General features: G+C 50.4%; 11 protein-coding genes. 1 reads left to right on the plus strand and 10 read right to left on the minus strand.

Annotated elements, in window-relative coordinates:
* Positions 1–70 precede the first annotated feature (70 nt).
* A complete protein-coding gene (gene hemL / locus AOA63_RS10020; protein WP_053959570.1) occupies positions 71–1,375 on the minus strand; it encodes a glutamate-1-semialdehyde 2,1-aminomutase in 1,305 nt (434 codons plus the stop codon).
* Between the two features lie 172 nt (positions 1,376–1,547).
* On the opposite strand from hemL, the gene AOA63_RS10025 reads away from it, so the two are divergent.
* Positions 1,548–2,123: a hypothetical protein gene (locus AOA63_RS10025; RefSeq protein ID WP_053959571.1), complete on the plus strand. Its 576-nt coding sequence runs from the start codon at positions 1,548–1,550 to the stop codon at positions 2,121–2,123.
* A gap of 120 nt (positions 2,124–2,243) precedes the next feature.
* Here the strand turns inward: AOA63_RS10025 and spoVT are convergent, their stop codons facing one another.
* The 9 genes from spoVT to ilvA all read right to left on the minus strand — a co-directional run bounded on the left by spoVT (position 2,244) and on the right by ilvA (position 12,347).
* Positions 2,244–2,798: a stage V sporulation protein T gene (spoVT, locus tag AOA63_RS10030; protein WP_020374303.1), complete on the minus strand. Its 555-nt coding sequence runs from the start codon at positions 2,796–2,798 to the stop codon at positions 2,244–2,246.
* A gap of 105 nt (positions 2,799–2,903) precedes the next feature.
* Positions 2,904–3,830 carry a peptidylprolyl isomerase gene (locus AOA63_RS10035; RefSeq protein WP_053959572.1) on the minus strand — a complete coding sequence of 309 codons (927 nt, stop codon included), beginning with the start codon at positions 3,828–3,830 and terminating at the stop codon, positions 2,904–2,906.
* On the minus strand, positions 3,808–7,332 hold the full coding sequence (gene mfd / locus AOA63_RS10040; protein WP_171822681.1) for a transcription-repair coupling factor: 3,525 nt from the start codon (positions 7,330–7,332) through the stop codon (positions 3,808–3,810). The genes AOA63_RS10035 and mfd overlap by 23 nt, the downstream gene beginning before the upstream one ends.
* 79 nt (positions 7,333–7,411) lie before the next feature.
* On the minus strand, positions 7,412–7,618 hold the full coding sequence (locus tag AOA63_RS18945) for an anti-sigma-F factor Fin (protein WP_082343883.1): 207 nt from the start codon (positions 7,616–7,618) through the stop codon (positions 7,412–7,414).
* A gap of 75 nt (positions 7,619–7,693) precedes the next feature.
* Positions 7,694–8,257 carry an aminoacyl-tRNA hydrolase gene (gene pth / locus AOA63_RS10045; RefSeq protein ID WP_053959573.1) on the minus strand — a complete coding sequence of 188 codons (564 nt, stop codon included), beginning with the start codon at positions 8,255–8,257 and terminating at the stop codon, positions 7,694–7,696.
* Positions 8,254–9,198, minus strand: a complete 945-nt coding sequence (locus AOA63_RS10050; RefSeq protein WP_020374299.1) for a ribose-phosphate diphosphokinase — start codon at positions 9,196–9,198, stop codon at positions 8,254–8,256. The genes pth and AOA63_RS10050 overlap by 4 nt, the downstream gene beginning before the upstream one ends.
* A 41-nt stretch (positions 9,199–9,239) precedes the next feature.
* Entirely contained in the window at positions 9,240–10,610 is a 1,371-nt protein-coding gene (gene glmU, locus AOA63_RS10055) for a bifunctional UDP-N-acetylglucosamine diphosphorylase/glucosamine-1-phosphate N-acetyltransferase GlmU (protein WP_053959574.1), read from the minus strand.
* Positions 10,611–10,757: 147 nt separating this feature from the next.
* Entirely contained in the window at positions 10,758–11,012 is a 255-nt protein-coding gene (spoVG, locus tag AOA63_RS10060) for a septation regulator SpoVG (RefSeq protein WP_020374297.1), read from the minus strand.
* 111 nt (positions 11,013–11,123) lie between these two features.
* Complete coding sequence (ilvA, locus tag AOA63_RS10065) at positions 11,124–12,347, minus strand: threonine ammonia-lyase (protein ID WP_053959575.1); 1,224 nt, start codon at positions 12,345–12,347, stop codon at positions 11,124–11,126.

Raw genomic sequence — 12,347 nt, forward strand, 5'->3', positions numbered from 1 at the left:
TGCAGGATATTCGGTGGGAGATAATAAAAAGAACAAGCTCTTGTGAGCTTGTTCTGAGACTTCATCCTGATTAATCCCGGACCAATTCCCGAAAACTCTCGCGACAGGCTTCGAGCGTTTTATCAATCTCTTGTCTTGTGTGCGCGGCGGACACAAACCAGGCTTCAAAGCGGCTAGGCGCCAAATAAATTCCCCGTTCCAACATAAGCCGGTGAAACCGTGCAAATTTCACCGGATCAGACATTTTAGCCGTGGTATAGTCATAAACCGGATTTTCCTGGAAAAACACAGTAAACGCTGATCCCACACGGTTTATAGTAATGGGTTGATCAAATTCCTGAGCAATTTCTAGAATATTCTCTTCTAGAATCTTCGCAAGCTCTGCCATGCGCTGATACGGCTCCTCGCGTTTCAACACCTCCAAGGTCGCAAGCCCTGCCACCGACGACAAGGGATTGCCAGCTAAAGTGCCGGCTTGAAACATGCCGCCCAGGGGAGAGACGTACTGCATAACGTCATAACGTCCTCCATAGGCCCCTGCCGGTAATCCTCCGCCAATAATCTTCCCTAATGCATAGAGATCAGGAATAACTCCGAGTAATGACGCCGCCGATCCATAGTGGAACCGGTATGCGGTAATCACTTCATCAAAGATTAACAGCGCTCCCGCCTTATGGGTTAACTCTTTCATTTGTTGCAGGTAGCCATCTTTCGGTGGAACAATACCCATATTGCCCACAATCGGCTCCGCCAAAACACACGCCACCTGATCACCCATTTTGGCCAAGGTTTCTTCCAAAATGGCAATATCATTGTAGGGCAAACTGACGACGTCCTTCACCACGCCCCAAGGGACGCCAAGGCTGTCTTGTGTGCCTACCGTGGACGCGCCTGAACCCGCTTTTACTAACATGCCATCACTATGGCCGTGATAAGCCCCTTCAAATTTGACCACCACAGGTCGGCCAGTAAATGCACGGGCCAATCGGATGGCCGACATGACCGCTTCCGTACCTGTTGATGTAAACCGTACTTGGTCGAGCCCGTCAATGCTCGCGACCAACTCTTCTGCCAGTTCAATTTCCTTAGGGGCAGGGGTTCCCCATAAAGTGCCCTCATCCACATGATCTTTAATCGCTTGCACGACATGGGGATTCGCATGGCCCAGGACCAACGGCCCAAAAGCGGCAAGATAATCAATATAGCGCCGCCCATCAACATCTTCAAAATAGGGTCCCAGACCTCGCACCATCACTACGGGAGGATCTCCCCCCACCGCACGAAAGGACCGCGCAGGAGAATTGACCCCTCCAGGAATAACTCGTGTGGCTCGTTCAAACCACGCTTGCGATTTTTCGCCTACTTCATATCCCAATCTCTCCGCCTCCCAAGCAAATCCTGCCACAAGCCCTGTCTTATCATGCCTAACCCAAATGCTATTACGCAAGACGTCTTATAGGGCGTCAGCCTTTAACAATCGCTATGCCTAAATGACTTGCGTTTGTATCATAAATCCCTATACTAAAAAAAGGAAAGGCGGACCTGCTATGAGAAAGCGACGAATTTGGCTTATCTTGTCTGCCGGTGTTGCCATTTTTGTGTCAGCGGGGATTGTCGGCTATCACCGTCTTCAAGAACCTAAACAGCAGATATTTGCTGTCACCAATCAAGTCTTACAGGCGGAACTCGCCTTAAATCCCAGGGAATCCGCAAAGCAATTAGCGATGCTTGACCAATATCTCGTGAGAGGCAGCCAGGCCGATTTTTTTACGGCATGGCTTTACGATGAAATGCGGTCGCTTGCCGAGCAAAATCCGCCTCGGCTGGCATCAATCCACATGGACATCGCGCAAAAAGCCATTTATTCATTAACCGCGTCCCAGGCCATTGTCGATTACCGCTTAACGGTAACTCACATCTATAAACCCGGTGGTCATGTTAATACTACCGAAATTGTAACTCTATGGTTAACCAAATTGCCCCATTCGTCCCAAGGCGCGCCGTGGAAAGTTTATGCGATCAACTTTAATTTTGATCCTATTGATTTCCCGGGTAGGCCCGACTCGGAAGGCTATGACACGTGGAATCTCCAGCCAGCACCGACTCCGCCACATGGTGTGTAGTCATAAGATTCGAGTAAGGACATATGGTGCATAAGAAAACCGCAATGATCGGCACGACTCAGCGACCATTGCGGACTTCCTACCGGATAAGAGTGGGATGTGGAGGATGACGGGTGAAAATTATTGTTCCATCTGCTTCGCTAGGAAGCCCGCCGCTGTTTCTGCCAATTTAATCTCCATTTCTCCCATACGTACATCAGGTTCTCGACTGCAAATGATGACGGCTCCGATAGGATCGCCTTCTGAAATAATCGGTGCGATAACTTCCGCCAGGAACTTATCGTCTTCATCATCCCCAATTAAGCTACCCTTCGGTTTGTGATCGCCACGATTATAGGCCAGCGTTTTACGTTCTTCCATCGCCTTTTCCACCAAAGCACCCAAGGGTTTATTCAGAAATTCCTTTTTAGGAGCTCCGGCCACCGCAATAACGGCGTCCCGATCCGCAATGAGGGCAATGTGGCCGACCGCCTCATATAACGAATCCGCATATTCTTTGGCGAAATCTCCCAATTCCCCAATCGGTGAGTATTTTTTGAGAATCACCTCTCCATCCCGGTCGACAAAAATTTCTAGGGGGTCTCCCTCACGAATCCGTAACGTTCTCCGTATCTCTTTGGGTATCACCACCCGACCCAAGTCATCTATTCGGCGCACAATGCCGGTAGCTTTCACTGATGGCCCTCCTTTCGCCTGCGGCCTTTCAGGGGTAGTATATCGACGAACCGCGGCGTTTATGCATTTTTTCCAGATATACCGGATGGTAGAAAAAACAGCTGATTAAAAAATTCTGACGTGAGCTTGGCGTATGATCGGTTGAGACCAGTGATCAAAGACCTGTGTCTTGGACTGATTCCACAACTCGCTTCGAATGCCGGCTTCTACGGTATGATTCAGCGGCAATGGCTTTCCACCTTGCTTCGCTTGAACTTCGATGATAGCGTAGCCTAAATGCATATGAACTATACCCTCTTGTCCCGGAGAATGGGCACGAAGGAATTGAATGGTGGGAGAGGGGGAATGGGCAGGAATTGATACCCATCCCATTTCGCCGCCAGATAGCGCATTTTGGTGATCTATCGAGAATTTTTGGGCCAGTGCCTGAAAGTGTGCACCGTGTTTATATTGCTGGCTGACACTTTGAGCCAGGCTAGCATTTTTCACCACAATTTCCCGGGCTAGAACTTCTTTCGGAGTCACAAATTGGTCCTGATGGGTGTGATAATACTGGCTAATTTCAGTCAAGGAAGGGGCTGGCACATGGCTTGTCACATGGTTAAAGGCGGCCAGCAGCCAGACTTGTTGGGTCACATAATTTTTTAGAGCTGATGAAGTTAAGTGATACCGGTTAAGGGCTTGGGGCAAGCCCAGATGCTCACGACGCAAGACCTGCTGAATCTTGGCTTGGGCTTCACTGGCGGCCATGGTGGGTGAAAGCCAGTGTTTCTTTTGACTATAATGGGCAACGGCTACTTGATCCGCATAGGTTTTGACTTGGTAGGTCTTCCACTGTGGCGAAAAATTTGGCAGCTTGCCAGTTAACAGCGCATTGGCTCTGAGTACCGCCTGCCACTGTGCATTAGAAATGAGTTGTCCATCTACTTCCGCCACATTAGCAGGATCGGCAGCGCCACAAGCTGTCAATAACCCCAGTAATCCCCAAAACAATAGGCCAACAAGGCCATTAACCGCTTTCCTGCTTTGCACCAGCGAGAGCCCCTTTCATGGTGAGGAGCACATCTTCGGCGACGTCTAACGCGTGTTCGACACTGTGCCGAAGTGGCAGCTTCACACTCAATTCAGGTGCTTTGGCGGGCGAAGGAATTAACCGACCGGGATAGCGCGCCGCAAGTTGCCGGATGACATCAACGCCCATAGGGGTTTCAGGCAAGGTCGTCAACACGAGCCGATCTTTCTTATGGCTTAACTGCACAATCTTTAAATCTTTCGCCATGACCCGCACTCTCGATAACTGTAATAACCGCGTCACCTCAACGGGCAACGGACCGAACCGGTCTTCAATTTCTTCCGCCAAAGCCTCAATTTCCTCTAAGTTTTTGGCAGAGACCAGCCGTTTATACAGTTCGACTTTCGCGCTGGGCACATTGATGTAAAAGTCTGGAAGATAGGCATCCACAGCCATATCAATTTGCGGTTCGATGTCGGTTTGAACAGTCTCTCCCTTAAGTTCGCGTACCGCTTCGGATAACAATTGTGTATATAGATCGAATCCCACCGAAGCAATAAAGCCATGCTGCTCTGCGCCTAGCAAATTACCCGCACCGCGAATTTCCAGATCACGCAGGGCAATTTGATAGCCCGCCCCGAGCTCCGTAAATTCCCTGATGGCTTCAAGCCTTTTCTCGGCTTGTGGAGAGAGCACCTTGTCCCGTTTATAGGTAAAGTAGGCATAGGCTAAGCGAGCGGACCGCCCAACGCGTCCCCGTAATTGATATAACTGGGCTAATCCCAAGCGGTCGGCATCTTCCACAATGAGGGTATTGGCATTAGGAATGTCCAATCCCGATTCGATAATGCTGGTAGCAACCAATATATCATATTCTTGCTCAATGAACCGGGCCATCACATCTTCGATCCTCGTTTCGTCCATACGTCCGTGCACCACGCCAATAGCCACATCAGGAAACATTTTTTGCAAGCGGGATACGGTCTGGTCAATCGCCAAGATTCGGTTTTGGACATAATAGACTTGCCCGCCGCGGTCTAACTCCCGGCGAATGGCTTCACGGACGAGATCTTCATCAAATTCCGCCACCACGGTTTCCACCGGAAGACGGTCTAATGGCGGGGTTTCGATGAGACTCATATCCCTTACCCCTACCATCGCCATATGCAATGTCCTGGGAATTGGGGTAGCAGACAAGGTCAACACGTCAATATTTTCCCTGAGCGCTTTGATCCGCTCTTTATGGGCCACACCAAAGCGGTGCTCTTCATCCACAATGAGCAAACCTAAGTCCCGAAACTTAACATCTTTGCCTAAAAGGCGATGGGTACCAATAATGAGGTCAATTTGCCCCTGGTGTAACCGCTCTAAAATGTCCCGCTGCTGCTTTGGCGTGCGAAACCGGCTTAAGACCTCGACCGCAACCGGAAAGCCAGAAAATCGCGCTTTGGCGGTGGTATAGTGTTGATCTGCCAGTAAAGTCGTGGGTACCAAAAATGCCACCTGTTTTCCCGACATGATGGCTTTAAATGCTGCACGAAAGGCCACTTCGGTTTTGCCGTAACCGACGTCGCCACAAAGCAGGCGATCCATAGGACGGGGACGTTCCATATCCCGTTTAATTTCTTCTATCGATCGCATTTGATCTTCTGTTTCATCATAGCCAAAGGCTGCTTCAAACTCTTGTTGCCATGGCGTGTCAGGAGCAAAACTGAACCCCGGACGTGATTCCCTAATTGCATACAACCGAATCAATTCTTCGGCCATTTGGCGTACGGAAGCCCGCACTTTGTCCTTGACTCGGGACCACTCTTGCCCTCCCATTTTGGATAGTTTAGGTTCTTGGCCTTCAATCCCAATGTATTTTTGGATGAGTCCTAATTGATCGGTGGGAACATAAAGTGTGTCTTGACCAGCATATTGCACATGCAAATAGTCTTTATGCTGGTCTTGAATCGTTAGGGTTTTAATGCCCAAATAGCGACCAATTCCGTGGGTGATATGGACCACATAATCTCCCGGATGCAAATCCCCAATACGTACCGTTTGTCGGCTTTCCCGGTTTTTCCTCGGTGTCAGTTTCAGTTCCCGACCCGATAGCTCGGTTTCTCCCAGTAATGCTAACGACAATTCCGAGAGGATAAATCCATGTCCCAATTGGCCCGTCAAAAGTCCCACTTCGCCGCGTTCGCCTAATCCCTCCCGGGAACTAATTCCCAGATCCAGAAGCTGGCGCTGCATCACATTCACGGCCTGGGTATCGCGCAAAACCAATCCTACCCGCATGCGGGATTTGCGAAGGCGGGAAATCTCCGCTTTAAGCAATTCCATTTGCCCATGAATCCGTGGTGCAGGCCGGCCAGTCAGATTCAGATGAAGATCACTCTCCCGGCGATTATGGGGCATAAGCGACAAGCTGAGTTCCCCATGCCCCTTCAACCGGGAAAAGAACTGGTCGTAATCTAAGGTGCCATGGGCTTCTAGGGGAAGAAAATCGCCTCGTTCCAAATGGCGTTGACGCTCTTCACGCTCATCGGCATCGCGCCCTAACAGTGCCTCCCCAATGCGCGGCAAATCATGGTAGATGACTAACGGCTTCGTCGAAAATATCTGGGTAATGGATTTTAAGGAGCCAAATGCTGGCGCAAAACGCTCAATCCCCGCAAATATGCGCCCTTCGGCCAAATCGCCCAGCCACCGTCCAAAACGCTCCTTGGCTTTTTGCGCCTTATCAAATTGTCCCATAGATTCCAAATTGCGGATTAACAGATCGGATTCGTGAGCAATTTGATCGATCCCGCGCTGGCGCTGTTCAGGAGATAAAAGGATTTCCGCAGCCGGTCCGATTTGAGCAGTTTGGATCATCTCCACGGTTTTTTGGGTGGTGACATCAAAAATTCGCAATGAATCTATCTCATCGTCAAACCATTCTATACGGTAGGCAGGTCCTCCGGGAACAAAGACATCAATCAGACCTCCTCGCACCGCAAAGGTTCCTTGTTCAGTGGCTTCGCCTTCCCGCTGGTAGCCAAGACGATCTAGCTGCAGCATCACCGCTTCAAGTGGCAATTTTTGGCCCACGGTGATCTCTAAGGGCTCAGCCTGTAACGGCAAAATAAGCTGGCGGCAAGCCTCAACGGAGGCAATCACAATAGCACGGGGATTATGAGCCGCCTGTGTTAACGCTTGAAGTCGCATCAAGGTCCAATCATGGCTCTGCGCCTGAACCTCGCCCACGATATAGGGCCTTGGCGGCAACAAATAAATGGGGGCTTGGGGTAGAAATTGTGTCAATTCGGCTTCAAACGCCCGCGCTTCTTGAAATCCGACGGTGACGATTAAACAGGGTCTAGCAATGTCTTCGGCAACTTTAGCCGTCAAATAGGACGGCAAAGACCCTGACAACCCAAAAACTTGGGTTGTTTTGCCTTGTTTCAATTCCTCCACCAAATTGCGGTAGGGGGCCAAGTCAGACCACAAGGTTGTAAGCGAACTTAAATCAGCCATCACAAGTCCTTTCATCGGTTAGCATCTGTACCCACTTCCACATTTTCGCCCTTTATCGCAGGTATCGTGCAGAAATTAGTGGTCTAACTTTTCCCTAGTTATACCATAAGCCTTCGTCATAAGGGATAGGCAGACACCCCTCACACAGGACATTCACTTGAACTTGGCCCGGTCCAATATCTTCGAGCATATCGTGTTGCTCAGATGGTGTCAGTTTTGAAAGTCCAAGGAGGGGGTCGTCCCACGGCCCCCCATATTCTCCAATGATTCGGTGACAATGACGGCAACGGTAAACAACCATAACGGCCTCCTTGATGTCAGAAGTTACCGTTAGTGTGCCCCGCTCCCCCTCACGCTACGCCGATAGACCAGAGGCCTACTGGCCGTTGAAGCGATTCATCGTCTCCGCAATACCTTTGACCACGGCCCATTCACAGGCTTCGGCTGCTTCATCTAAAACTCCATCGAGAATTTTCCATTCCTCGGGACTAAACCGCCCAAGCACCCAATCAATGACTTGCACATGTTCTGGCGGACGCGAGATCCCAATTTTAATCCGGGGAAATTGATCCGTTCCTAACACGTGCGTAATGGATTTCAAACCATTATGACCGCCACTTGAACCACGGGCCCGCACACGGATTTTTCCTAGTGGCAAATCCAAATCATCTGAGATCACCAAAATACTCGCAGCCGGCAATTTATAGAACTTCGCTAAAGCCCCGACCGCCTCGCCGCTCAGATTCATAAAGGTTAGGGGTTTTAATAAGATAATGTCGCCCCACTTGCTCACTAACCCAAAGCGGTTGCGAACAAAATGGCCTCCTCTGCGAGCGGCTAAACGGTCCAGTGCCAGGAACCCTGCGTTGTGTCGCGTTTTGGCGTAATCTAATCCCGGATTTCCTAATCCCACAATGGCGCGAATCTCGTCCATCATCATTCAAACAGCTTGGACACCGACAAATCTTCATGCACGCGCATAATGGCTTCAGCCAATAAGGCAGCAACAGAAATCACGGTAGTCCGCGCCATAGGCTCCTGTAATGGTATCGTATCCGTCACAAAAAATTCCACAATGGATGAATCCCGTAGGACTTGCGGCGCCCTTCCAGAAAATACCGGGTGAGTACACGCCGCATAGACCGCTCGCGCTCCCAGATCCATGATGGCTTGAGCCGCTTGAGCAATCGTACCGCCGGTATCAATCATGTCATCCACAATAACCACGGTCTTGTCCCGGACTTTTCCGATCACGTTGACAACTTCCGAAACATTGGGTCCGGGACGCCGTTTATCAATGAACCCTAATGGAGCTTCTAAGTATTTGGCCATTTTCCTCGCCCGGTACACGCCGCCGGCATCAGGGGAAAAGATCATCAAGTTATCTAAATGCTTTTGATGAATGGCTTCAGATAAAATCCGCACGCCTTGTAAATTATCCACGGGAATATCAAAAAATCCCTGAATTTGAGGCGCGTGTAAGTCCATGGTTAAAACACGGCGCGCACCGGCTACCGTGATGAGATTAGCGACCAATTTGGCCGAAATGGGTTCACGTCCCTGTTCTTTGCGATCTTGCCTGGCATACCCGTAAAAGGGCACCACGGCTGTTACCCGTCTTGCCGACGCCCGGCGCGCCGCATCAATCAGGAGCAAGAGCTCCATCAAGTTATCGTTCACCGGATGTGAAGTCGGTTGCACAATAAAAACGTCGGTGCCACGCACATTTTCAAGAAGGCGGACCCGTATCTCTCCATTAGAAAATCGGCCGACATCGGCCTGTCCCAAGGAGAGCCCCAAATGTGACACAATTTTTTCGGCCAGCGCACGATTCGCTGTCCCTGTAAAGATCTTGAGTTCTCCTTCCCGTTCAAAGCTCATTGGAACAACGGTCCCCTTCCTGCATGCCTTTTTACTCCATTCTATGATTTTCGTCGTTGACGCGCCCAATCGGGCTTGTTTTCCTGCCGGCTGCGGGCAATGGCCAAAGCATCCGGTGGAACGTTTTGCGTAATTGTTGATCCGGCAGCGACATACGCGCCTGCTCCCACTTCTACTGGTGCTACTAAATTCGCATTACAACCAATGAAGGCGCCATCCCCAATGAACGTCGGATGTTTGGCTTGCCCGTCATAGTTCACGATGACCGTCCCGGCGCCAATATTCACGCCGCCTCCAATAGTGGCATCACCTAAATACGAATGATGCCCGGCTTTACTCCCGGTTCCCACGCGAGTGTTCTTTAACTCGACAAAGTTCCCGATTTTCACATTATGATCCAAAGAGGTTCCTGGACGCAAATGACTGAAAGGTCCCACTGAAGAATGACTAGCTAATGAGCTTTGTTCCACCACGGACCGGTCCACTCTTACCCCATCTCCTAGGCGACTTGAAACAATGGATGTCATCGGTCCGATATGACATTCTCGTCCTATACGGGTTTTTCCACGGAGAAAGGTCATCGGATAAATGACGGTATCTTGGCCAACCTCAACATCCACATCAACATACGTCGAAGCCGGATCGACAATCGTCACGCCCTGATCAAATAGCCGGTTTAAGGTCAATTCCCGGAGATAGGCTTCTGCTTGGGCTAAATCGCGGCGTGTATTAATGCCCATCACGCGCGCCGGATCCGGCGCCACGTACGCTTCGACCCGCTTTCCGGCGGCAATTAAGCGGGCTACAGCATCGGTTAAATATTTTTCATCGTGATGCCACGGCAAAGTATCCAGCAATTTGGCCAACCCGGTAACAGACCATACCCCAAGACCTGTATTAACCTCATTAATTTGGTAGAGTGCGGGATCGCTCATCGCCTCTTTGTCTTCGACGATGGCCCTTACCCTATCATCATCTGCTCGCACAATCCGTCCGTAACCTGATGGGTCCGAGACAATCATACTGACAATCGTGGCGGCGGCCTGTGAATCGCGGTGAACCTGCAATACTTTTTCGATCAGAGAAGGCGGAACCAACGGGCAATCCGCAACAAGGACGACCACATTATCCACATCAGAATCCATCACTGCGAGAGCTTGCGCTAACGCATCACCCGTTCCATGCATTTCTGGCTGGCGGACAAACTCCGCTTGCCCTTCCAACACTTCCTCGACGCGGTCAGCTTGGTGACCCACCACAACCCACGGTTTACCTAGTCCTGCTTCCCGGACGGCCCTTACAACATGCTCGACCATCGGGACACCACCTAACTCATGTAATGCCTTTGCCAACCCAGAATGCATCCTGGTGCCGCGCCCTGCGGCCAAAATAACGGCTACCGTCTGCGCCAAAACGATCCCTCCGATTCCTGGGGCCTGAGGTTCCTCATACCATGGTTAGCATACCAAAATTTCGCCGCGGGATGAATGACTTCCCCCAGCAAAAAAGAGTCCGCCTAGAGGCGGACCCTTAATATCTACAATGGCAATGTCGATTGGTTAAACACCTCCGTGAAAGACCTCTAACACGGCTTTTTGTATCCGCTCCCGAGCTGCTTGCGTAATGGGATGCGCAACATCCCGAAATTCACCATCCGGTGTTTTCCGGCTGGGCATCGCCACGAATAGTCCTTTTAGACCTTCAACAACTTTAACATCATGAATGACGAATTCCCCATCCAGGGTCACCGACGCGACGGCCTTCATCTTTCCCTCAGTTGTCATTCGGCGTAACCGCACATCCGTTATTTCCACGCTGAATCCTCCTTGTAGCCAAGTTAGGTGGCCCGGACATCCGGGGATTAAATTATTCGCCATTTATGGGCCGAAGTCCTCTATATTGTCGAAATTTTTGTTGCGAATCTTTTAATTCAGAATCTCCACATCGTAGCCATCTTCACGCAATTTCGTCACTAATTGCTGGACGTGCTCCACATTACGTGTTTCCAACACCATTTGAATGGCCACTTCCGCAGGCGACAGCTGCGGATTCCACCGTTCATGCTCGACGCGAATAACATTGGCTTTTAATTCCGCAACTCGGCGCAACACCCGAGCCAATTGACCAGGCCGGTCTCCTACCGTTGTTTTGAGGTGCACTTGACGGCCTTCTTCCACTAGTCCTTTTTCAATAATGCGGTTTAATAAGGTGACATCAATATTGCCACCACTCACGACAACACCGACCGTACCCAAGCCTAAAGGAATTTTTCCGGCCAAAATCGCGGCTAAACCGACAGCTCCTGCCCCTTCTACCACAAGTTTGGTGCGTTCCAAAAATATGAGAATGGCGCGAGAAATATCATGTTCGGAAACTGTTACCACATCATCCACATATTGCTCGACAAGTTCAAACGTTAAGTCTCCCGGACGCTTGACCGCAATCCCGTCGGCAATCGTTCGGCCTCCATGAGCTTCTACCACACGATGCTCTTGCCGCGATAGAACAAATGCGGGAACGGAATCGGTTTGAACCCCAATCACCTTAATGCGGCAATTTTGCTCTTTCGCTGCTAGGGCCATTCCCGCAATCAGTCCTCCTCCCCCTACGGGCACAACCAATACATCTAAATGGGGACGTTCATCCAACATTTCCAGTGCAATGGTGCCTTGGCCAGCAATAATTGCGGGATCATTAAACGCCGGGATTAAGACGCGGCCCGTTTCTTGGGCCACGCGTTCCGCTTCATGATAGGCATCATCAAAGGTTTCTCCAAAGAGGCAAATATCTGCGCCATATCCCCGGGTAGATTCGATTTTGGTTAACGAAGCCCCTTCTGGCATATAAATTAACGAGGTGGTGCCAACCAGCCCCGCAGCAAGGGCTACACCCTGGGCATGATTGCCGGCCGACGCGGCAATGACACCCCGTTTTAATTCTTCCGGAGTCAATTGCCGAATGCGGTTATATGCACCCCGTAGTTTGAAAGATCCCGTACGTTGGAGATTTTCTAATTTAAAAAAAACTCGTGCCCCTAACAAGTCATTGATATAGACCGATTCTTGCAGGGGAGTCATCACCGTCACACCTTGCAAGGCTTTGGCTGCTTGTCTAATATGCTCTATTGTCAACTCTTGACCCACATGCAT

The sequence above is a fragment of the Sulfobacillus thermosulfidooxidans genome, assembly GCF_001280565.1.
Taxonomy (GTDB): Bacteria; Bacillota; Sulfobacillia; order Sulfobacillales; family Sulfobacillaceae; genus Sulfobacillus; species Sulfobacillus thermosulfidooxidans_A.

What these genes read in the sequence shown, in the direction of transcription:
- AOA63_RS10025 (WP_053959571.1), top strand. Translation starts at nt 1,548, where the DNA reads ATGAGAAAGCGACGAATTTGGCTTATCTTGTCTGCCGGTGTTGCCATT.
- mfd (WP_171822681.1), bottom strand. Translation starts at nt 7,332, where the DNA reads ATGAAAGGACTTGTGATGGCTGATTTAAGTTCGCTTACAACCTTGTGG.
- AOA63_RS18945 (WP_082343883.1), bottom strand. Translation starts at nt 7,618, where the DNA reads ATGGTTGTTTACCGTTGCCGTCATTGTCACCGAATCATTGGAGAATAT.
- pth (WP_053959573.1), bottom strand. Translation starts at nt 8,257, where the DNA reads ATGATGATGGACGAGATTCGCGCCATTGTGGGATTAGGAAATCCGGGA.
- AOA63_RS10050 (WP_020374299.1), bottom strand. Translation starts at nt 9,198, where the DNA reads ATGAGCTTTGAACGGGAAGGAGAACTCAAGATCTTTACAGGGACAGCG.
- ilvA (WP_053959575.1), bottom strand. Translation starts at nt 12,347, where the DNA reads ATGCATGTGGGTCAAGAGTTGACAATAGAGCATATTAGACAAGCAGCC.